This window comes from Butyricimonas faecihominis (assembly GCF_033096445.1).
GTDB classification, from domain to species: Bacteria; Bacteroidota; Bacteroidia; order Bacteroidales; family Marinifilaceae; genus Butyricimonas; species Butyricimonas faecihominis.
Window position 1 is genome coordinate 1,034,492 of record NZ_AP028155.1, and the last position, 22,950, is coordinate 1,057,441.

The window sequence follows — 22,950 nt, forward strand, 5'->3', positions numbered from 1 at the left end:
TATATACATCAATCAAATTTCTTGGTAAAAATAATCATATTTTCCCTTAATCTATCAAAAACAAGTACAGTATCTATCACTTGCTCAAAATTATGAGCTTGAATTGTTATTCTAAACGGACAAGTGTTCGATACCCGTTTATTATACATCTGCACCCCCACTTGAATTTCTCCCCGGGGCAACTCGTCAAAGAATATATTTTCCTGAGGATTCGCTATAGCCATTTCCGGTTTTGCATTTGCATCTACATCCAAAGTTCCTGTACAACCGCCACAAACCTGTCGTTTACGCTTGTAATAGATCGTATCCGAACAGGGATTAATCACGAGCAAATCCAAATCATCCGTGCTACCCCACTGCAAATTTATTCTCAAAGAACCTCTTTCACCCCGCAACACGGTATCTCGGGGAGGTTCCGCCAATGAATCCGGTGGAACCGGAACAGTCTCCCGGTGCGTAACAGTAGAATCCGGTAAAACAGGGACACCTGTCGGTCGCTGACACGAACAACTGCAATCCCGCAACAGCCATAATAATAGAAGTAATAACAATATACCCAACAACCAAAGCCACCAAGGTCTTTTTTTCTTGGGATAAACCGTCATTTGATAATAGTCTGCATCCGGCACGATCTTTAATTTCCCGGGAGCATCACCGATCTTCATTTTCACTTTTTTAGTTCCCCAGACATCATGCAGATAGAAATTACCATTCTCATCCGTTGTTGTCCGGAGATTAATTCCTTCCCCCCAAACATGCACGGGAACTCCTGTCAGCACCTCGTTCAAATGATTAATTACATGCACCGTCTTCCGGTTATGCGGAAACGGAGCCTCTGCTGGTTGTTTCACACCCAACGGGGGTACCGGAGGCGGGGTTCCTTGTTTGGGCGGAACCGGGGGAACCGGAGGAGGCATTGGCTTATCCTCTGCCTCCAAAACCAACTGGTATTTCGCATGATCCAACACGTTAAACCCCTTCAAGAAACGTTGTTTCGCTTCTTCCCGCACGTCATAAGCCTCGAAAGAAGTCCCGACAGGCAAAGAAAAATTACATTTTCCATTCCCGTCAGTCATCGCTTTCCAAGTACGTTCTCCTTGCTTGAAATGCAGTAAAACTTGGCTTGCCGGAGTTCCATCCGTATAAATGCAATCGATCATGACATTCCTCAAGGGCCTTATCTTCTGGATAATCCCCATTTCTGCATTTGACGTGTTGCTCAAGAACCCCCATTCCGTTAGCACGAAATGTAACGTACCATCCGACAAGCGACTCATGTACACGCAATCTTCCAGCGAGGGGATCTCGATACATTGCAACAATAATTGATAAAATGCCACGTAATCGGGATTCTTCACCCCATGATCCGGATTAAAATGGGCCAGCACGGCATCAATCTTCTCTTTTAGAGCGGATTTTATTTCGTCCTGAACTTGTGGAGAACAGGACGCAAAAACAACCCGCAAAGGAGAAAACTCTTCCTCGTATTCCGTGTACCAGCTAATTTGTTTCTTAAAACGGTCAATACTGGGTTCCGCAAAAATACGATATTCCTCATTCCTTCCTAGATTACTCTTTATTTGACGGTACAAAGCTATCAATTCCAGATTGTCCCTGACAATAGGAACAACATGCTCCAATCCGGTTGTCCTCAGTAGTAGCATCAGTGTTGATTTAATTGTTTTTTCAAACGCTCGATCTCCCGTTCTAAACTGTCTATTTTACGAGTACATGGATCCGCGAGCAAGGGATTATTCTTCTGAAGATAGGCCATCGCTTTATCTACTTGCAACAAGTTTCCGATTTGCTTACGTACCCCGTTCCCCGGCAAAGGTATGGCTGTCTTCACTAAAGCCTCCTTAACGTCCGTAAACTTGACATCATCCCCAAGTGAAAACAGCAAAGCTGCCGCTCCGGCAACAATGGGAGTTGACATACTCGTTCCTTGTAAAAAATCATACTTATTATCCGGGATGGCATTATAGATACTCATACCGGGGGCGCAAATGGATACATATTTCCCAAAATTCGAGAACCAAGCTGGCTCGGCATTTACTCCGACAGCTCCTACATATAAAACTTTATCGGAACGTTTCATCGGGTCAACGACGGTCAATATGTTTTCATTTCCTGCACATTCCACCACCAACACGCCACATTCCTCTGCATAGACATATAATTCATTCCAGAACATTCCCTCTTCAACGAAAGTAGTTTGCCCGATCTGTTCCTGCACATCCCACGGCAGCTGGTCCGTTCCTTCCCGAGGATTACTTCCGATGGAAATACTTATAACCTGTACCCCTTGTTTTAAGGCGTACAAGAAACCTTTGATGATGGCTGACGTCGGCATACTCCCGTCCTCAACTCCCACCTGTATCGGCATTACTTTACATCCCGGGGCTATTCCGGAAACCCCCACTCCATTTATGGCTCCAACAACCAACGAGGCCACGTGGGTCCCATGACGCTGTGTTCCCCCATACGTGTTCACATCCGGCGAATTAGTCATAATATTCCAAGGATTGACACATTGACCTTTCAACTCTTCGTGTTCCAAATCGAAAGCGTTGTCAATGACCGCGACAACAACATCCTCCCTTCCCATCGTCACATCCCATCCTTGAAAAGCCCGGATGAGTTTAAAATAATAAGACTCATCCGCATCCTTAAAACCCGGCTCATCCGGTATTACTTCCGCACCAAAGACGCCTTCCGTGAAAACCATCCGGACTCCCGTCAACTTTTGCAGTCTTTCTTTCCAGACAACAATGTCATCCGTGGCGAATTGTACTTGCAGCAAGTTCGCCAGCGTGTCGCAATACACGACTTGAGCTTGATCCGCATACCTTGCATTGAAATCTTCCAGAAACTCTTCTATCGTATTGTCCCGGTTAATAATAACATTCAAGCGATTACCCACGATAGGACGCTGCAATGTATCTCCCGGCATGGGACGTACATCGTCTCTATTAATAGGAAGGGGCGTCTCCGGAATCTGTTCCCTTCGGACAGGCGGCACCGGATTCTGCCGATCTCGGTCGCCCGAACGATCTTGGTCACGTCCCGGTACCGGATTCGTTGAAATATGAGTGGTCTCATCCCGGCCTGTTGAACCTCCGCAACGAGAGTTATTCAACAGGAAAAACAATAATAACAGGAGTAATAAGGCTAGTAAAATCCACAATAAACGTTTCCACCATTTTCCCCACCAAAATCTCCAGCGAGACGCTTTCTTTACCTTTACATCCTTCGTAACCGTGGTTGTTTCATCCGTTATCTTTATATCCTTTTCATGTTCCTCCACGTTTTTGTTTATCTCCTTATTCTTTTCGGGAATAGGCGGTGGAGTAACAACAGGTTCTTTCACGTCTCCCGTGATACCAGTAGTTCCGATTTCCGGCACAGGCGGAGGCGTCACCTTCGTCGGAGGTTCCGGGGGTGTCACTTGGGGACGGAATCGACTCAATGCATCCCGCAAGCTAAAACTTTTCTTGCTTAACTCATCAGAAACAAATCCCCATAAAACCAAGATCACTTGCCCGTTACCCCAATAAATAGATTCATATCCCGGGACTCGGAAGGCCAGATGCAGAATCTCGCCCATCTGCTTGTGGGAAGTCTCCCCGCTTTGCAATAACTGATCTGCGAATGCTGTCACTTTTTCCAAAATCCCAGAGAGTTGATTGGCAGCCTGCTCTTGTTCCTCCGGCCCGAGTTTATCAAAAGATCGGTATTCCTCCACGTTCTCGGCATACCAAACCCCGTATCGAACTCCATTTTCACCATCCATCACGGAAGGTTCTGCCAGCACGTTTGCAAACTCTCGCCCGAATTGAGAACCTAGCAAATTCTTAATTGACGCATATCGGCCGAAAACCGTATCACCATACCACAGTAGAGGACGATAATTCTCTAATTTTATCTTAAACAACTCACGACTTTTCATACCCTTAATCTTCCTGTATCGAATGAATAATCTCACCTAGTTTAGACATCGACTTCAAATTCGATTTATTATCTACTTTACTCTTGAAGTAAACATTGGCCACGAACGATTCCACCAAACCGGTTCGCCAGCTCTGGGCAATATCCATTCCTTCCTCCCCCGGAGTAAATATCGGTGTACCGGATGATTTCTGAACCGGACGTTCTGATACAGGAACCCATATCCATCCCAAAGAGAACACGAATTGATTTATAACGGAAGAGGCGATACGAGTTACCAACTCGAAATTCTGATTCCGAGATACATCATAACTCTCCACTTGGCTCCGAAGAGCATCCACTAAACGCTCTTTCAACCCTACCCGTTCATAATTATCTTTCAGCACCCCCACAACCTGTACAAAGGCCACCGGGTTCACAATACAAAACTCCTCCTTCAAACGAGAACTGTCCATACTGTCTATATGCCTCAACCACTCCCCTACCAGACGATTTACAAACTGGTACACCGGATCATTCTCTTTTGTCCGATCGTAGAAAGCCAAAGCATGTAAATCAGCCTCATCAATGCCTGCCTCTCCGATCACCTCCAGCAACATTTTTTCATCATCAATATCCGTAACCGTCTTTAACTGTGAAATAATTTCCTCGTAACGAGTTTTCCCGGGGACAACTTGAATACCGTAACTATCCAGTAAATCTACCAATACTTGGTTATCCGACACGTTTACTTGATTCACCTCTTTCTGTACCGCGAACTGCCCGTTCACGAACTCTTGGTACACTCTTCTCGCCACATAATCCGGACAAGACAAAGCGGTAATAAATTTCCCTGTTCGCTGCTCGGAGATCATCTTGCCAATCAGTAGGTTAGTCTGTAAAGCATTCTTTTTCGCCTTACTCAACTCCACTTCAATATTTCCCCCCACGTAATACTGTTCCAATTCATTCAGCACGATCTTACGCACCTGTTCCACGGCATCCTCTATTTGTTTTTTCTTGATACGGGGATCTGTTACCGGGGTCAGGTAGGGCATCATATAATCAATGCCACTATGATTCGGCTGAATCATATCATCCCAACAAGCCTCCGGCTTATCCACCAAAGAACGTACATTCTCGTCGGTCACGAAGGACTCCCTCATATAACTCATCATAACTTCGAACTCATCCTTTAATCCCTCTTCCCACACGTGGGTTTCCCCTCCCCGGTTCTTAAAATAAGCTTTAGAGAACATTGGATTTCTCAAAATGAAAACATTCTTGAATGAATCCTTATCCGTCCATTTTTTGGTCCATACGTCTGTCATCTGCTTCGTGTAGGCCTGACTGAAATTATCATCAAAACGGCCATTCCATATACTGTAATACCCCTCTTTTTTCATGGCATTTCCCTTATCAAATGCCGTGTTGAACTTAGAAAGGATAACAAACAACGGATTAGCGTAATCCTGTCCGGTCAACATCTTCGTATCGCTCTCTTTACGGGCACGAGCCTCCGGACTTTCCCCATGTATTCCATGAATCCACTCCAGAATCAAATGCGGCAACTGTGCCACCTCGTGATTACCATCTCCCAGAACCAAGCACAAGGAACTGATACCAAAGTTTAAACTATAATAATCAAACAGGTAAGACACCCGCCCCCGCAAAAACACTTTCAACTGATCCTCAAATCCCTTCACGACGAAATCTCTCTCTTTGAACATATCAGCCGAGCGTTCTCCCGGGAAATCCAATATATCTGCATTCTTCAGAAAATCACGACTATGATCTTCCAACACGTTCGTGGGTAATGTCAACACCAATTCGGAAATAAGCGCGCTCAATATCGTCCGATCTATATTCGCCAACTTACCACCGGCAGAAACTTCCAGTGATTTGGTTCGCACTCCCGTCCGGGCATTCTTCCGGCACCATTCCTCTTCACTCTCCTTGATCTCGGAGTAACGACTCACGTCGATGATAGAAACTTCTCTCGGAACCAAAGCGTCAAAACCGACATAAGCCATATTGGCAAAATTCAACGTACTCAATCCCCGGCTCAACAAAATAAACAAATCATTGAAGAAGTCATGCTTACCCCACACGAACTGCAACAATTCATACCGTTTATCCCAAGACACGTATGGCAATATCTCAGCCGCCCTTTCCCAGAAAGACATCTCGTCCAACGTGCGAATGATATATTTATCGCCTAACTTCATGGATAAATACTCCTTGATACCCATGATCTGGTCTTCGTCGATCTCCGGATAAGGCGTCTCCCGCATCTCTCCCCTCAAATCAGCCAACACCTTTTCCACCTCTCCCAGCAATTGCTCTCTCGGGCAAGTTGCGGGTTCTATAATATTTTTATGAAATCCCACGGCAATAATCTTCACCAAATCCACCTGACTGAACAATTTCACCATAATCGGCTTATCCGCCGGTTGTCCCACGTGTCGCTCCACGGTGAATCGAGTAACTAGTCCGGTAGATTCTTTTCCGCCGGGAGGATTGATCTGATCTGTAAAATCATACATTTTCCCGGTCGCATCGTCCGCCACGTACATCACTTCATCGCTGGAACTCTTTGCCAACAGCCCCACCATAAAAGACTTACCCGCCTGACTGGGACCGAACAAAGCCACGGCCGGCTTTAAATGTGTTGCCCGTTCCAACTTCTTAATCTCCCGGTTTAACTTTTTCAGTTTAGCAAGGGAGGCTCGCTGCTTTTCTTCGGATGCAAACTCTTCCATCCACCGGAGGGCAGAACTTATTCCTCGTCCAACGATCTGGCATTTAGCAACTATATCTTTCATATCCTATATCTTTCTATATTGTTAACAAACCTCGATTTCCGCGTATTTCACTGTCTGGTAGGAAGAACGGTTTACCACGGCAAACGTTCGCCCTTCCAGTATCTGGTTTCCCCCGATAGATGCGGCGTTGTGAATCCTTAAATCAATTTCTTTACTCTCTTCCGGTGAAATAAACAGGTAATCCGAAACCCTCGAATTACACAATTTAGCCAGCTGCTCCAACACGGCCCGTCGCTGGGGAATATAAAGTCCCGTTAAGGCCTCCAACACACGTGTCAAGGCGGCATGCAAAATTTCCATTTTCTCTTCCTCCTCACCCTCTTTCTGCAAAGCTCGCGCTAAAATTCCCCAAGTCTTTGCCAGCGCCACGCAAAAGGCAGACAAAGCCTCGGAAGGATTCTTTATATCCTCTTTCAACAGCTGATTTATGGTCTGAATCTCCACGGCTTCTCCGGAGAAAACGGCATCCACCACGACATCAATTCCCACGGATGCAGCCACTTTCTTTTTCAAGCTGTTCACCTCTCTTTGCAAAGGCTCCAACTTCACCTCCAAAGCCTCTATCTCCCTTTTCTGTCGTTCACAATCAGCCGTTATATCCTGATTAGAAACCTGAATTTCCTCGGCAACGATCAATCTTTTCTGCAATTCTTGTATTTCCCGTTCCACACGTTGAACCAGCAACTCCAAGTCCTCCGACTTCAGAATTGTTTTTAAACCTGCTGTTAACCACCCCGTCACATCTTTCTTTTCCTCCAACATGGACACGTGCAAGTTTTCATTCTCTTCCAGACGTCGGAACACGTCCTCCCCCAGAAACGTCGTTAACCAAACTGCCAGACGCTCGGCATCGTCCCCTCTCGTTTCCAAGGACAACAAAGCGGATTTTTCTCTTGTCACATTCATAAGTCGTCCACGTTATCATTAATCGAGAAGATCCCTGAATCCAACCAATACCCCTGCTCATCTGCCAAGGTCTGTAACCGCAAAATCAGGTACTCCGGTGACACGGCATGCCCGTCCCGATCGTAAATAGTCCCCCGGATCTTTAACGCTTCCCGATTCCGTTCCGAACGCTCGATATTCACGGATAAAGGTAACTTATCCTTGATCATCTGGGCTTTTTCCGACGATGCAAAATCCAGTAAATACATGGGAGAGGCAACCCACTCCGTTGCCTCGAATTGCTTAAACCCGAGCAACATGGGACCATCAAAACGTAATTGTTTATTATTCTCGTTCTCATCAAAGCAAATAGATGCCAAGTGAGACTTTATCTTGTCATAAATACCGATATATTTAGCCGTTGACTCGAATTTCTCTTTTAACTTGCCGATGTCCAACCGGAAATTATCCAAGCGCATCAACTCCCCACTCATTAAAGCGATTGCCGCCCCCACGGCCACGCAAGTCTTCGGGTCTTTAATCTGCCCGGCATTATTAGAGAACGGGTACCATTCTCCAATTCGATAGTTACCCATTGGGATAACCCGTTCTGGCGGCACAGGCAAATACTTATAGAACAAATCTTTCACAACCGGTAAGGTCGTCGGGCAACCGGAAAGCAACACGTAATCACATTCGTATGCTTTCAACTTCTTACACACATCCCCTAATAACTTTTCAATTACCTGCCCGATCACCTGATTTATAAAACGGTTATCAATATTCCACTTCACGTTCAATAAGTTAAATGAAGTAGCCCCATGATTTCTAAACTCGTCATTCACGTATTGAATCACTTGATTCACCGGATTTGCATGCTTATTGTCCGTGTAGAAATCATTGAAGGTATAGAAACAAGCATTTCTGTTTTCCCGCACATGATCCAGAATACCCAAGGCTATCGGGTAAGCCACCTGCGTGGAGAACATCAACTGTAATTGTTGCATTGTCCCGTTTTGTGTACCCAAGTGAGGACCGAACAGAAAATTCATACATTCGAAAGTGGACGTGCATCCCTGTTCCCGGGCATATTCCGCGATCGGGGGCAGCACCACCCTTTCCACGATACTCTTCACGATGTCATCTCCTGCCAAGTTAAACCCTTCCCAGAAAAGCGGATCAGGAGAAAGCACCACAATATGCGCATCCGGATCTCTGGAATACTCGCAAACCATCACGTCCGTAGTACCACCACCAATATCAATACTGGCAATCCGTACTGCGTTCTTCTCTTTCAGATAATCCTGCCAAACCTGTGAATACTTGAAGAAGAGGCCCGCGTCTCCCCGGAAACGGTGCATGATCTCGCCATACACGAAAGCCAACTGATTACAAGTAGCCTCATCATATCCCCAATTTTTACGTTTGGTCTTATCCACGCCAATATCTTTTGCCGACGGGATAATTTCTACCTCGTCAACCAATGAAGACGGGAAGTAATCTTTTAACAGACGAACGGCATCCTCGGCATGTTCCCGCAATATTTTCTTCTCCTCCTCCAACATGGCAGTGGGACAAGTGAATACAACCCGTTTTAATTTCCGGGCAAAATCTTTGTACATCGGTTTCAAGCGGGAATTCCCTCGAAACTCATGACTATTTATATAAGAAAGTGTCTGTAATAAAATCTCGAACATGGCGAAAGTCATCAACGAACTCTTCGAATAGTTCGCCTCCATCGCCGCGATAGGCAACAGCCCTTCTCCCTTTTTCTCCAAATCTTCTCTAGCACGTTCCAACAACACGCCGTCTGCCGTCAAATGATGAGCCACACCAAATAAGGCCGATGCCGAATCCGCCTCTTTATTGGCCGGAACGACCATCCAGCTCACCGGACGTTTCCGGGAATCCCACAAGTAACGTTTCGGACTTGACATGTAGGAATTGGATTTCTGCCCGAAGATCACGGAATAACGCAACGCTTCTTTGCCCACCCGAACCAAGCTGGGCCAATTAAATATATTCTGGTCCCCGGCCTCCATACGGGCTATCCGGTTACCGAACACTTGCTCATGAAAAGCGACCCGCATTTCAAAGGGTTCCCGATACAACCGATTCGGTTGACCCAAATCCCGTATTGCCACAGGTACCGCATTCGTGAACTGGAAAGGAGTCTCGTGGTCTGTTTCAAAGATCACCCCACAAGTTCGGGAATTTCCAATATCCAACACTAAATCTACATCTATATCCTGCGTTCCCTTCTGCCCGGGAATCTCTATTTCTTCAAATACATTTGACCCCAACAGTACTTTCAACAGTTGGAAATAATATCCCACATGCGTGAACACCTTTTCCTGCTCGGAACCGGACAAGGGGACAATTTGCCGTAACCAATTGTCAATCCACTCATTTCCATACCAATACTGGTACAAATCACTTTCAGCCCTAGGGACTGCAAAAAACTGGTTTGTACGGGCATTCTGTGCTTTCAAGCTCATGAAACGATGTTGCCTCTCCGCTTCCGTCGTGTCAAAAGCAAACACCACGTGATGCGTGGCCCCCGTCTTTCCATGATCCAGCGTTCCGATCTTCGTGAACCACATCCGGGCCCAAGCTGTCGGCCCGTCATGAAATTTATCTCCGGCAGCCGTCTTTAATAAATACGGAACAGGTAACCACTTATTCTCAAAGCATTCCAATGCCTTCCGGGCCGGGATAGAAATAATCTCTTCTTCCGGAATACGGTGAATCACCCGATCCAGAATCTTCTCCTCGTCCATGACCTCCCACGTCTCTACGTTGATAGCCTCGGCATTGATAACCGTATTTCCCGACTCGCTTGGAGCCTTCTCTATATAACTGGAAATTCTCGATAAATAGTAGGGAAGTTTGAACAGAAAAACATCTTCGTCCTCCTCCTCTTCATCTTTCTCCTCGTAATACTCAAAAGGTCTGAACTTATTCAATTTATCATCAGAAAGATTCACTTCCTTCGTGATAAACTGTACACCGGAATTTGGAATAAGTGTTATCATGAACTTTATATTTTATATCATTATTATCGCTTTTTACCGCAAAATGGACAATAAATAGCATTTTTCGGCACTTCTCGTCCACATTTTCCACAACGCTCCAAGGGAACGAATGACTCCCCGCAATGTTTACAATACTGATTCGTGATACGCTGTTTCGTCTGACAACGTTTGCATACCACCATATCTTTTTCTTCTGGTTTTACCTCCGGTTCCTTGGGCGGTTCGGGCTTTTCATCCTGCTCTTTTTTCGGCTCCTTCACGGGTGCCTTGGGAGGCTCTGGCTTATCATCTTTCACCGGGGGAACATCCTCATTCTTCGGAGGCACGGGTGGTACCGGGGGAACAGGAGGAACCTCCACGTTCAATTTCCTTGCCACAAAATAGCAAGGTTCACTACGCCACCCGTCTCCACTTAACCAAGGATCCGGTAAATTCAACGCCCGACAGATACAAAAACAATGATCTGTTATCTGGTCTGATTCGGTAAATTCATATCCTTCAGGAACACCTTCTTCCACCGTCATATCGGTGAACTTCCCAACAAACACGTAAGGGTCCGTCTGTCCCTTCTGAACATACACTTGGAAGTCATAGATTTTCTTTCCTTCGGTCAAATAAGTCACCAACCGGGGATCAATATAAAATTCACTCTCCTGCCCCTCGTGACTTACTGAAAATCGAATCACCTTATCCTTGTATTCCCACTTCAATCTAGCCATATATTCTAATTTTTTATTCAATACTTATCGTCCCAACTCCTTCAATTTGGTCTTCGCCCGTTCCATCCCCCGATTCGCCGCTCGACGATACCATTCTGCAGCCTTGTCTATATTCTTAGTCAACCCGCAACCAAATTCATACAACAAGCCTATACCAAATTCCCCGTACATGTTACCCTGACCTGCCGCTTTCAGATACCACTCTCTAGCCTTAGTATAATCTTTGGTAATACCATCTCCATTATAATAAATATCCCCCAGCCGACTTTGTGCATCGCCATCATTCTGTGCTGCCGCTTTTTCATACCATCGTTTAGCCAAAATGATATTCTTCGTTACCCCTAGTCCAGTCTCATACATCCAACCCAGATTATACTGTCCTGTAACATTCCCAGCCTCTGCAGCTTTTCGGAACCATTTCGCTGCCTCCGAATCATCCGCTTCAACACCCTCACCAGTCAAATACATGTATCCCAATTGATTTAGTATATTTCCGTCATTACCCAGGGCAGACAATTTATAATATTTCAAAGCCTCCGTGTAATTCCTTTTATCGTAAAATTCATCCGCCATCTTCTCGTATTCCTTGTACGTCTTACCGGAAGTAAAACCAGTAGTTATCCCCGATAATACCTTGAGTTTCTCAATAGCCCTATCATATCCACGATTCGCCGCTTTTAGATACCACTCTGCTGCTTTATCCATATTCTTAGTCAACCCGCAACCAAATTCATACAACAAGCCTATACCAAATTCCCCGTACATGTTACCCTGACCTGCCGCTTTCAGATACCACTCTCTAGCCTTAGCATAATCTTTAGTAATACCATCTCCATTATAATAAATATCCCCCAGCCGACTTTGTGCATCGCCATCATTCTGTGCTGCCGCTTTTTCATACCATCGTTTAGCCAAAATAATATTCTTCGTTACCCCTCGTCCAGTCTCATACATCCAACCCAGATTATACTGTCCTGTAACATTCCCAGCCTCAGCAGCTTTTCGGAACCATTTCGCTGCCTCCGAATCATCCGCTTCAACACCCTCACCAGTCAAATACATGTACCCCAATTGATTTAGTATATTTCCGTCATTACCTAGGGCAGACAATTTATAATATTTCAAAGCCTCCGTGTAATTCTTTTTATCGTAAAATTCATTCGCCATCTTCTCGTATTCCTTGTACGTCTTACCAGAAATAAAACCAGTAGTTATCCCCGATAATGTCTGTTGTTCTTCCCGCAGTAAATCCATTGAAGAAACGGCAAAATCACCATCCTCCGCTTGCCAGTAGTATACGTTATACATCCTCGATGGCATCGTTTTCTCCTGATCAGTGTTCAGGTCAACAAACGTAATGGCAACCTTCACAGGCAGTTTAAACTCCCCGCTTGCCAAACGCACGTACGGAGAAATCTCCTCTACACTCATGTTAAACGTCACCCGGGGCAAGACCACCGGAATTGTCCTTAGAAACTCCATTACATCCAGATAATTATCCTGAGTTTCCACCCCGATCTTCAAGAAATCGTACATTTTGGCTTGCTCCGACCGGAAGAATAATCGAATCAACTTTACCCGCCTTGTTCTCAACACGTTCTCCTTCTCGTAATAAATATCCGAACTGTACATAGATAATGCAGCAATCATATTTTTCATGTGCTCCTCCATCGCCATCTGATACTCCCGCCGCAACAAATTATCTTCCTGTTGGGCAATTGAAACCCGGCTTATCCCCAACAAACACAACAGAATACAGACTATCGTTCTCAATATTCTCTTTCTATTTATATTCTTATCATGAATTAACTTCACACGTAGGTTTCCCTCCTCATTATCACGAAGGACATTTCCGCTATACGTCGAAAAAGCGGCCACCATCCCCTTTGGGGCAACCGGGGTAATCCTCGATAACAGCACCACGTTTAAAAACTTTTGAAAATACACCATTCCAAACAACGACTTCATATAGCAATGTCATTAACACAACTCTAAATTATTCAACAAATATATTAAAAATCAGCTATGAATATCGAAAGTTTCAAGATATATTTCCCTCTCGTTAACACTTCGATCGAATCGTTATCTATAATGCTGGAATTCCTCAAAAAAACTGAATGTGAAGATTCCCCCTTCAATCTAGCCATATATTCTAATTTTTTTATTCTATACTTATCGTCCCAACTCCTGTAATTTGGTCTTCGCCCGTTCCATCCCCCGATTCGCCGCCCGACGATACCACTTGGCAGCTTCATCCAGATTCTTGGTCACCCCGTAACCGAATTCATACAACAAGCCAATGTTAAACTCCCCGTACATATTACCTTGATCAGCCGCTTTCCGATACCACTCCATAGCTTTAGCGTAATCCTTGGTAACGCCCTCTCCATTATAATAGATCGTTCCCAAACTACTCTGCGCATCACTATTATTCTGTGCTGCCGCTTTTTCATACCACTGTTTCGCCAAAATAATATTCTTCGTTACCCCTCGTCCATTTTCATACATACGTCCCAAATTATACTGTCCATGCACATTCCCCGCATTTGCAGCTTTCCGGTACCATTCCACCGCTTTCGGAAGATTTACCTCCACCCCTTGCCCGTTCTCGAACAAAATACCCAAGCTATTCATTGCATAAGCATTTCCACTCTCAGCCGATTTCATATTCCACTTGTATGATTCCATATAATTCCGCTCCACCCCTTCTGCATTCTTATACATCCATCCCACCCAATTCTGAGCGTAATCATCCCCGGCATTTGCGGCTATCAAGTAATTCTTCAGTGCTTCTTGAAAGTTCTTCTCTTTGTAATATTTATCCGCCTTATCCACGTAATATTTAATCTCCGTCTTGGATAAAGTTGTTCCCGTGTCTGACAGGGTTGCCAGCTTATCCTTGGCATTTTGATACCCTTGATCCGCAGCCTTACGATACCAACGGATCGCCTCATTCACATCCTTCCCAATACCTCTTCCCAGCTCGTACATCAATCCCATATTATATTGCCCGATCATATATCCCTGCTCTGCCGATTTGCGGAACCATTTCACCGCTTCCGATGCATTCACATCAACACCGACACCCGCCGAATCCATGTACCCCAAACGATTGAGTACCCCCCCATCATTACCCGGAGCTGACAATTTATAATATTTCAATGCTTCCGTGTAATTCTTTTTATCGTAGAACTCATCCGCCATTTTCTCGTATTCCTTGTACGTCTTGCCGGAAGTAGAACTTGTAGTCGTCCCCGATAACTCCTTTAGTTTCTCAATAGCCCGATCATATCCTTGATCAGCCGATTTCTGATACCACGTTTTGGCCTCCGCCATATTTTTCTCTATTCCCCAACCATTCTCACGCATCTCACCGAAAGAATATTGCCCGTACATATCACCACCGAGAGCCGACTGTTTATACCATTTCACGGCTTCCTTATGATCCTTCGCAACATCCAACCCACAAAAATACATCACCCCCATAAAGTACTGCGCACCCGCATCACCAGCGTCGGCAGCTTTTCGGAACCACGTCATCGCCTCTCGATACTGTTTATCATTATAATACTTGTAAGCCTTGCTCTTCCAATCTCCAATTTCACTGGCAGAAGCCGATACACCAACCTCCAGACTGACCAACTTATCTTTGGCTTTTTGATACCCTTGATCAGCCGCTTTCTGATACCATCTCCTAGCCTCCGTCATATTTTTTTCAACCCCGTATCCGTTTTCATACATTTCTGCCAAATAATACTGGCCAAAATCACTTCCCTGATCCGCAGCTTTTCGATACCATTTAACGGCCTCGGTTTCATCCTTCGTCACACCGAAACCATACCGGTACATGATAGCAAGCCAACTCTGCCCGGTACTATTCCCTTGCTGGGCTGCCTGCATGAACCATTTGAATGCCTCGTTATAATCCTTCGTCACCCCTTCTCCCGTATAATACGCATCACCCAGATTCACCTGCCCGGAAGCATTACCGCCATTTGCTGCCATACGATACCATTTCACCGCCTCTACCGCATTCTCCGTCACCCCAAGTCCTTTTTTGTATATCCACCCGACCATCGTCGCCGCCCTAGCATTCCCAGCCTCCGCGGCCTGTTTATAATAGGTCAAAGCCGAAGTGTAATTCTTGGCATTGTAATATTTATCTCCTTGCGCTATCCACTCGCTCGCATTGCCCTCGTTCCTGACCACCGTCTGTTGCTGTTCCCGCAACAAATCCATCGAGGATACGGCAAAGTTACCATTTTCTGACTGCCAGCAGTACACGTTATACACCCTTGACGGCATTGTTCTCTCTTGATTCGTGTTCAAGTCAACAAACGTGATGGCAACCTTTACCGGCAATTTAAACTCTCCACTCGCCAAACGCACATACGGGGAAATTTCCTCCACGCTCATGTTAAACGTCACCCGGGGCAAGACTACCGGAATTGTCCTTAGAAACTCCATTACATCCAGATAATTATCCTGAGTTTCCACCCCGATCTTCAAGAAATCGTACATTTTGGCTTGCTCCGACCGGAAGAACACCCGGATCAACTTCACCCGCCTTGTCCTCAACACGTTCTCATTCTCGTAATAAATATCCGAACTGTACATGGATAATGCTGCAATCATATTTTGCACGTGTTCCTCCATCGCCACCTGATACTCCCGCCGCAACAAATCATCTTCCTGTTGACCAAACGAAACCCGGCTTATTCCCAACAAACATAACAGCATACAGACAATACTTATCGTCCGATTTCTCATATCATTTATTTTTATTCTATATTATACCTAAAAGCTCTCGCTCTTAATATTATCTCACTATTCTTATCATAAATTAATTCCACTCACACAGATCCCTTCTATTCTTGCCACAAAACACGCTTCTGTCATCCATTGAAACAGTTAGTATTCCTCCATTTTCCCTTTTGCGAACCATAGAAATCCTAGGCAACAATGCCACGTTAAGAAACTTTCGAAAATATACGATTCTGAATAACGACTTCATATAGCAATGTCATCAACACAACTCTAAATTATTCAACAAATATATTAAAAATCAGCTATAATATCGAAAGTATTAAGATATATTTTCCCCTCGTTAACACATCAATTGAATCGTCATCTATAATGCCGGAATTTCAAATATCCTTACTCTTGAAAACTATCTTCGCCATATTGCAACCCGCAAAATACACACGACTTCCTTAAAATTCGCATCCGGATATTTTTCTTTATATTCTGCTGAATAATTCTCAATCCAAGTCATTTTCTGGGGACCCGTATCTCTCGCTATCCCGGATTCCAAAATCTCAGGAAACTGAAGGATATGCTCCCGATCCTCATACTTAAACGTGTAGGCGATTTTGTTTTCCACGTTTCCCATCGAATAAGTACCTTCGATCCCCTCCTCTTGAGACGCATCCTGATAAACAGTTACCTTTCCCTCTCTTTCATACGCTCCATTCCAATGATCATACACCATCTTAAACTGCCACCCTTTGGCAATATCCATGTTCTCGATAATTTCTTTCTTTACCTTCTCTTCTACATCCGATGTATCTCTACCATCAGAATAACGGATAAAGGCACGAGTTTCCATCACCTCGATCGTTCTGATTAGGGGACATACTGTAATCTCAATTGTGGCAGACTCTTCCCGGCTATCCACGATCGTGATTTCAGCCTGCCCAACCTTATAAGCCTTCAACGTGATAACCTCCTGAGATAATTCAGCCCTCACAATACTCTCGTCACTTGAAGAAACCTTGTAAACACCGCTACCACCACCTGCTCTCAACCAACTCTCTCCCACAGAAGCCGAAAACCCCTCGATACGATCTCCACCGGACGAAGTATAGAAACCAACCGGATTCTCATCATTGTCACCACATCCCACGACAAGCATGGATAAAACCAAAAAAATAATGTTATTCCATTTTTTCATAACATGAATTATTAAACATTTCACCCACAACAAGTTCAACTCACAACTTCAATCTCATCGCAACATCACGCATCACCTTAAATCCCAATCGTTCGTACACCCCGCGTCCCATTTCAGTCGCATCCAAATCTATCGCGGAAACTCCTAATTGACGACATTCCTCGATCAACACCCCGATCACCCGCGTCGCAAGCCCGGCATGACGATACTCGGGATAAGTCAGCACATTTATTAAATTCCCTACAATCCCCGTTATAAATGAACCATTTGCCGGTCTCTCCTCGATAACCACGTATGCAGCACTCGCCACCTGCCCATTTTCCTCGGCCAAACAGGCGATAAAATCACCCAAAGGGATATGCTTTTGGAAATAATTCCGCATCTGTGCAACGATAGCTATTTGTTCCTCCACCGTAAAATTCGCCCCGTTCATCCGGAGAAAATCCAACCGGAGAACAATCAATAGATTAACATCATTTAGATTGGCTTTCCTTATCTTCATTTCTTCTGGGTATTGGCTGCCTATCGGGCAAACATTTCATATATCGCTCTAAACGCTCAAACTGTTCCCGGATCGGGGAATATTCCATTTCATTGATTTTCCCCCGGTACAAATCGAACAACCCCAACGTCCCCCGCTTGTCGTACGTATTTAAATAATATAAACAGATTCCATGCAAAATACGTTCCCCGGTCCACACGGCCAAAGGAGCCCAACCGGAAACATTAAAAATATCCAAGGCTTTCTCAACCTTCTCATAATCGTTCATTTCCTTGAAAAAAGAAAGTCCCACGCTCTCGAATTCCACGATCCATTTCTGCACAAGTGAATGAAGTTTTGCTATTTTCATCTGAAACCAAGGCTTATCATCCAAAGGTATCCCCAAGTACTTGTAAGCCCACCCGACATCCAGCACGCCACAAATAGGCATACAATCCTTTTCCGATATAGCCTCCTTATATAATTGACTGACTTTCTTACAAGTTACAAAGTACTCCGTGCGCAAAGACAACTGATCATTCTCCCAATTCGTGAATCGAAGAATACACTCGTTCTTCCATTCACGATCTTCATAAACAAATACATTCTTAGCCTTCATGAAATGATAGCCATGCCTTTCCATGACCGGAACAATTTGCTCAATAAAAAGCCCCTTGATACCTTCACCTTTCATTTTCGTATGCATGCTTATCTATAAATTTAGTGCCTGATCCTTTTATCAACAACAAAGAGAATAAAATTTTCTTTATTTTCTCTATAAAAGTTCATAAAGTTTACAAACTTTTTATTTAGCGTGAGGTTGATATAATTGAAACATAGTTGCCCCTTCTGTTTGGAAAAGGATAGAATAAAATGGGAATGTATAAAATACTGGAACAGCTGATGTATCCCTTATCCCGGGCTTCTACCGGGGATATAGTAGCCCGAAATTTTATTCTTGAGCGTGAATAGCCTCGTTATTAGTCCTCTTGACGGGATATTCGAATATGTTATTTTTGTTTTCCATCTGTTAAAATGGCGGCGATAATCGGGCGAGCATCGGGCGACAATCGGGCGATGGCGCCTAACAGCCACCCCATAGTCGCCCCACCGTCATGCAACGGGCATGGAAAACCCCGGGAGAAGGGATGCAAAACCCCGGATTAATTTTAGATTTTAAACTCTAAATTCTTTTTGCATACAATTCGGCCACAAAGCGTGATTCATGAGATACCGGTGTTAAATTTATATATCCGGACACGATTCGTCCCGCCTCCATCAGCAAGGGATGCACCTCTCTATTCTTCTCCACCGATTGCATGATTTCTCCCGCTTGGGGAGAAAAGCGAATATTAAAAACACCCTCAACACCCTCTTGTAAATAACGCTGCAAAGCAATTGAAACGATTCCCATGTTATAACGCAGATTTATCTCGACACAAGGCTGCACGCCAAATTCTCCCGACTCGTCCTCGTATATCATCATATCCACCCCCAAGTATCCCACGTATTTCCCATGAAACACCGTCATCACCACCTTTTCCAACTGTTCACGGATTTCATGTAAGAACCCCGTTCCCGTATATTTTGCAATCATCCCTTCCAAACTAGAATTCGATGCCACCCTGTTCCCTTCGTATTCCCCCCGCCGACTTGTTTGAAAAACAGAATACCCAAGAAAATTCAGGTGAAATAAACGGTCCATTTCAAACTCCATGGCAAAATCCAGCACCCGATTCAATCTTTTTTCCACCATCACGTACCCTTGTTTACGCAAGATACCGGATAAAACTTCCTCTTCTTTACACGTCATCTGTCCTTTCGGGATAAAAAGAATTCCTTTACCGGAAGAGGACCAAGGAGCTTTCACCACGATATCTTCCTTTTCCGACAACGACCTGATTCCTGCCAACGTGTTACATTCACGAGGAATAATACCCTCCCCTATACAGGGAATAGCCCGTACCATCTCAGCCAAACAAGTGGCAGCCATTCGCCTGCTGTATAAATCCCTCCGTTCATCACGCCACGTTGACATGACACTCTCCCTGAACTGCTCGTTACAACGACTTTTCAAATCTTTCAACAAATTGTGTACCCGGGGACTCCATCCCCAAGGCTTTATCTCGTTAAAAGAAAGTAATTGAGCTTTTTCCCAGATGATCGGTTTACAATCCAGACCAAAAATTTCTTTTCGACTTTTCATAAAATCGAAGTCCGGCATCTTCGTCACCAACACGTAATCCCCTTTTCCTGTCAAATATGCAGATAAAAACGCCAGATCACCGGCCATAATCGAAATATTCGCCTTTGGCGTGTAACCATTTGTCCCATTGGCTATTGAAATTTCATTATCCGGATTAAACAGGTATAAATCTTGCATAAATGTTAAATTTTAGAGCAAAAGTAACACTTTTGGCTTAAATTTTGTATTACATATAAAAGTTTAAATAAAGAGGAGATGAACGGTTATCCGCATTTATACAGATTTTAAATTAATAACAACAAGTTTCATTTATTTTGCGAAAAGTGAAACATTCATTTCGTGATTACCGTAGGATATATCGTGTAAGACTTGATAATGATTGAAAAATAAAACTTTAAATAAATAGATGAGATGATTTTACAACTAGCTTTCGTTTTAACAGCAATCATCATCGGAGCGCGTCTAGGTGGTATCGGACTGGGTGTCATGGGAGGTATTGGATTGGGAATTCTGACATTCGTGTTCGGCTTGCAACCCACGGCCCCGCCTATTGATGTTATGCTTATGATCGTGGCGGTTATATCCGCGGCAGCATGTATGCAGGCAGCCGGAGGATTGGATCTTATGGTTAAGGTGGCCGAACGCTTATTAAGAAAGAATCCGGCACACGTCACAATTCTAAGCCCGTTAGTAACTTACGCATTCACGTTTATCGCTGGTACCGGCCACGTTGCCTATTCCGTACTTCCGGTGATCGCTGAAGTTGCCACGGAAACCAAGATTCGCCCGGAACGTCCCCTGGGAATTGCCGTGATCGCTTCCCAACAAGCCATTACCGCCAGTCCAATTTCTGCTGCCACGGTAGCATTACTGGGCTTGCTAGCCGGTTTTGACATTAGTTTGTTTGACATTTTGAAGATCACGATTCCCGCCACGCTAATCGGTGTACTCGTCGGTGCCTTCTTCTCCATGAAAGTCGGGAAAGAACTCGTTGATGACCCGGAATATCAAAAACGTTTGAAAGAAGGCGTGTTCAATGACAAGAAATACGAACTGAAAGACGTTGCCAACCAGAGAAGAGCAAGCCTGTCTGTTTTTGTTTTCATTATCGCCACGGTATTTATCGTGCTATTCGGTTCGTTTGATACCATGCGTCCTTCATTCATGATCAATGGCGAACAAGTATTATTAGATATGCCATCTATCATTGAAATATTAATGTTATCCGCGGCAGCTATCATATTATTAATAACTCGTACAGACGGGTTAAAAGCCGCACAAGGTTCCGTCTTCGGGGCCGGTATGCAAGCGGTAGTAGCCATCTTCGGAATCGCCTGGATGGGAGATACTTTCTTGCAAGGCAACATGGCAGAATTAAAATCTTCTATCGAAGAAGTCGTTAGACAAATGCCCTGGTTGTTCGGTATAGCCCTGTTCGTGATGTCTATCTTGTTGTACAGCCAAGCCGCTACCGTCCGGGCGCTCATGCCTCTCGGCATAGCCTTGGGAATATCGCCTTACATGCTGATCGCCATGTTCCCGGCCGTCAACGGGTATTTCTTTATCCCGAACTACCCCACCGTGGTAGCCGCCATTAACTTCGACCGAACGGGTACAACTCGAATCGGCAAATACGTGCTGAACCACTCGTTCATGATGCCCGGACTTGTCGCGACCATCGTGGCCGTTGGACTTGGACTGCTCTTTATACAGATTTTTTAAATACTCTAATTATAAGTAAATTTTAAATTACAGGTTATGAAAATGTTTAAGAATTTAAGTTTGCTGGTAGCCCTAGTGCTATTCTCTGTTGCGACCACGTTCGCACAAAAGTTGCCTAACATCCATATTCTGGCAACAGGAGGTACGATCGCCGGAACCGGAGCTTCTTCAACCGGGACCAATTACACAGCCGGACAGGTTGCCATCGGTACACTTTTATCGGCTGTACCCGAAATTCAGAAAATAGCCAATGTAACCGGAGAACAAATCGTTAAGATCGGTTCACAGGATATGACGGATGACGTGTGGTTGACACTTGCCAAAACAATCAACAAATTATTGGCAAGAAAAGACATTGACGGAATCGTGATCACCCACGGAACCGACACGATGGAAGAAACCGCCTATTTCTTGAATCTTGTCGTGAAAAGTAACAAACCGGTTGTACTTGTAGGTGCCATGCGTCCCTCTACCGCTCTTAGCGCTGACGGTCCGTTAAACTTATACAATGCCGTCGTTGTTGCAGGAGCAAAAGAATCCATGGGTAAAGGAGTTTTAGTTTCCATGAATGGTATTATTCTCGGAGCTCACAGTGTTTTAAAAATGAACACGATTGATGTTCAAACATTCCAAGCACCGAATTCAGGAGCCCTTGGCTATGTTTACAACGGCAAAGTATTCTACAATCAATCTCCGTTAAAAAAACACACCAGTCAATCCATATTTGATGTGACGAACTTGAACTCTCTTCCGAAAGTGGGCATCGTGTACAGCTATTCAAACATGGAAGGTGACGTTGTTAAAATGATGGCTAATAGCGGTTACAAGGGAATTATCCACGCCGGATTAGGTAACGGAAACATCCACAAAAACGTGTTCCCGGAATTAATCAACGCACGTAACAAGGGAATTCTTATCGTACGTTCCACCCGTGTGCCGACAGGACCGACCACGCTTGACGCTGAAGTAGATGACAATCAATACAAATTCATCGCTTCTCAAGAATTGAACCCACAAAAATCAAGAATCCTCTTGATGTTAGCTTTGACTAAGACTAACGATTGGAAACAGATCCAACAATATTTCAACGAATATTAATGCATAAACGATCTCCGGTCCCTCCTCTCACGGGGGGAACCGCCTCGATATAACGCAAATGCGTGTTCTCCCCCTGTGCAAGGGGGAGTTAGAGGGGGT

The 22,950-nt window shown here is 44.5% G+C and carries 14 protein-coding genes; 2 read left to right on the forward strand and 12 right to left on the reverse strand.

Annotation, left to right across the window (positions count from 1 at the left end):
- Positions 1 to 8: 8 nt before the first annotated feature.
- The 12 genes from R8806_RS04280 to R8806_RS04335 all read right to left on the reverse strand — a co-directional run bounded on the left by R8806_RS04280 (position 9) and on the right by R8806_RS04335 (position 20,208).
- A complete protein-coding gene (locus R8806_RS04280; RefSeq protein WP_124316990.1) occupies positions 9 to 1,664 on the reverse strand; it encodes a hypothetical protein in 1,656 nt (551 codons plus the stop codon).
- Positions 1,664 to 3,949, reverse strand: a complete 2,286-nt coding sequence (locus tag R8806_RS04285; protein ID WP_124316991.1) for a S8 family peptidase — start codon at positions 3,947 to 3,949, stop codon at positions 1,664 to 1,666. Before R8806_RS04285 ends, R8806_RS04280 begins: the two co-directional genes overlap by 1 nt.
- 4 nt (positions 3,950 to 3,953) lie before the next feature.
- Positions 3,954 to 6,752, reverse strand: coding sequence for a virulence factor SrfC family protein (locus tag R8806_RS04290; RefSeq protein WP_124316992.1), 2,799 nt, complete (start codon positions 6,750 to 6,752; stop codon positions 3,954 to 3,956).
- 21 nt (positions 6,753 to 6,773) lie between these two features.
- A complete protein-coding gene (locus tag R8806_RS04295) occupies positions 6,774 to 7,658 on the reverse strand; it encodes a hypothetical protein (RefSeq protein WP_151411557.1) in 885 nt (294 codons plus the stop codon).
- Positions 7,655 to 10,672, reverse strand: coding sequence for a virulence factor SrfB (locus R8806_RS04300; protein WP_124317780.1), 3,018 nt, complete (start codon positions 10,670 to 10,672; stop codon positions 7,655 to 7,657). Before R8806_RS04300 ends, R8806_RS04295 begins: the two co-directional genes overlap by 4 nt.
- Positions 10,673 to 10,695: 23 nt before the next feature.
- Entirely contained in the window at positions 10,696 to 11,391 is a 696-nt protein-coding gene (locus R8806_RS04305; RefSeq protein WP_124317779.1) for a zinc ribbon domain-containing protein, read from the reverse strand.
- 24 nt (positions 11,392 to 11,415) lie between these two features.
- Positions 11,416 to 13,359, reverse strand: coding sequence for a tetratricopeptide repeat protein (locus tag R8806_RS04310; protein WP_151411558.1), 1,944 nt, complete (start codon positions 13,357 to 13,359; stop codon positions 11,416 to 11,418).
- Between the two features lie 204 nt (positions 13,360 to 13,563).
- Entirely contained in the window at positions 13,564 to 16,161 is a 2,598-nt protein-coding gene (locus R8806_RS04315; protein WP_317715776.1) for a tetratricopeptide repeat protein, read from the reverse strand.
- Positions 16,162 to 16,561: 400 nt separating this feature from the next.
- Entirely contained in the window at positions 16,562 to 17,344 is a 783-nt protein-coding gene (locus R8806_RS04320) for a hypothetical protein (protein ID WP_124316197.1), read from the reverse strand.
- 40 nt (positions 17,345 to 17,384) lie between these two features.
- Entirely contained in the window at positions 17,385 to 17,846 is a 462-nt protein-coding gene (locus tag R8806_RS04325; RefSeq protein ID WP_124316196.1) for a GNAT family N-acetyltransferase, read from the reverse strand.
- Positions 17,818 to 18,531 carry a hypothetical protein gene (locus R8806_RS04330; protein ID WP_087420312.1) on the reverse strand — a complete coding sequence of 238 codons (714 nt, stop codon included), beginning with the start codon at positions 18,529 to 18,531 and terminating at the stop codon, positions 17,818 to 17,820. The genes R8806_RS04325 and R8806_RS04330 overlap by 29 nt, the downstream gene beginning before the upstream one ends.
- Positions 18,532 to 19,008: 477 nt before the next feature.
- The gene (locus R8806_RS04335) at positions 19,009 to 20,208 is read right to left on the reverse strand and encodes a hypothetical protein (RefSeq protein ID WP_124316195.1); all 1,200 of its coding nucleotides are present in this window, start codon (positions 20,206 to 20,208) and stop codon (positions 19,009 to 19,011) included.
- A 234-nt stretch (positions 20,209 to 20,442) separates the two neighbouring features.
- Here R8806_RS04335 and R8806_RS04340 point away from each other — a divergent pair, with 234 nt between their 5' ends.
- Both R8806_RS04340 and ansB read left to right on the forward strand, forming a co-directional pair.
- Complete coding sequence (locus tag R8806_RS04340) at positions 20,443 to 21,753, forward strand: anaerobic C4-dicarboxylate transporter family protein (protein WP_087420314.1); 1,311 nt, start codon at positions 20,443 to 20,445, stop codon at positions 21,751 to 21,753.
- A gap of 36 nt (positions 21,754 to 21,789) precedes the next feature.
- On the forward strand, positions 21,790 to 22,851 hold the full coding sequence (gene ansB / locus R8806_RS04345; protein ID WP_087420315.1) for an L-asparaginase 2: 1,062 nt from the start codon (positions 21,790 to 21,792) through the stop codon (positions 22,849 to 22,851).
- Positions 22,852 to 22,950: the final 99 nt, after the last annotated feature.

What these genes read in the sequence shown, in the direction of transcription:
- R8806_RS04300 (WP_124317780.1), bottom strand. Translation starts at nt 10,672, where the DNA reads ATGATAACACTTATTCCAAATTCCGGTGTACAGTTTATCACGAAGGAA.
- R8806_RS04325 (WP_124316196.1), bottom strand. Translation starts at nt 17,846, where the DNA reads ATGAAGATAAGGAAAGCCAATCTAAATGATGTTAATCTATTGATTGTT.
- R8806_RS04320 (WP_124316197.1), bottom strand. Translation starts at nt 17,344, where the DNA reads ATGAAAAAATGGAATAACATTATTTTTTTGGTTTTATCCATGCTTGTC.
- R8806_RS04340 (WP_087420314.1), top strand. Translation starts at nt 20,443, where the DNA reads ATGATTTTACAACTAGCTTTCGTTTTAACAGCAATCATCATCGGAGCG.
- R8806_RS04305 (WP_124317779.1), bottom strand. Translation starts at nt 11,391, where the DNA reads ATGGCTAGATTGAAGTGGGAATACAAGGATAAGGTGATTCGATTTTCA.
- R8806_RS04280 (WP_124316990.1), bottom strand. Translation starts at nt 1,664, where the DNA reads ATGCTACTACTGAGGACAACCGGATTGGAGCATGTTGTTCCTATTGTC.
- R8806_RS04335 (WP_124316195.1), bottom strand. Translation starts at nt 20,208, where the DNA reads ATGCAAGATTTATACCTGTTTAATCCGGATAATGAAATTTCAATAGCC.
- R8806_RS04330 (WP_087420312.1), bottom strand. Translation starts at nt 18,531, where the DNA reads ATGCATACGAAAATGAAAGGTGAAGGTATCAAGGGGCTTTTTATTGAG.
- R8806_RS04310 (WP_151411558.1), bottom strand. Translation starts at nt 13,359, where the DNA reads ATGAAGTCGTTGTTTGGAATGGTGTATTTTCAAAAGTTTTTAAACGTG.
- R8806_RS04315 (WP_317715776.1), bottom strand. Translation starts at nt 16,161, where the DNA reads ATGAGAAATCGGACGATAAGTATTGTCTGTATGCTGTTATGTTTGTTG.
- R8806_RS04285 (WP_124316991.1), bottom strand. Translation starts at nt 3,949, where the DNA reads ATGAAAAGTCGTGAGTTGTTTAAGATAAAATTAGAGAATTATCGTCCT.
- ansB (WP_087420315.1), top strand. Translation starts at nt 21,790, where the DNA reads ATGAAAATGTTTAAGAATTTAAGTTTGCTGGTAGCCCTAGTGCTATTC.
- R8806_RS04290 (WP_124316992.1), bottom strand. Translation starts at nt 6,752, where the DNA reads ATGAAAGATATAGTTGCTAAATGCCAGATCGTTGGACGAGGAATAAGT.
- R8806_RS04295 (WP_151411557.1), bottom strand. Translation starts at nt 7,658, where the DNA reads ATGAATGTGACAAGAGAAAAATCCGCTTTGTTGTCCTTGGAAACGAGA.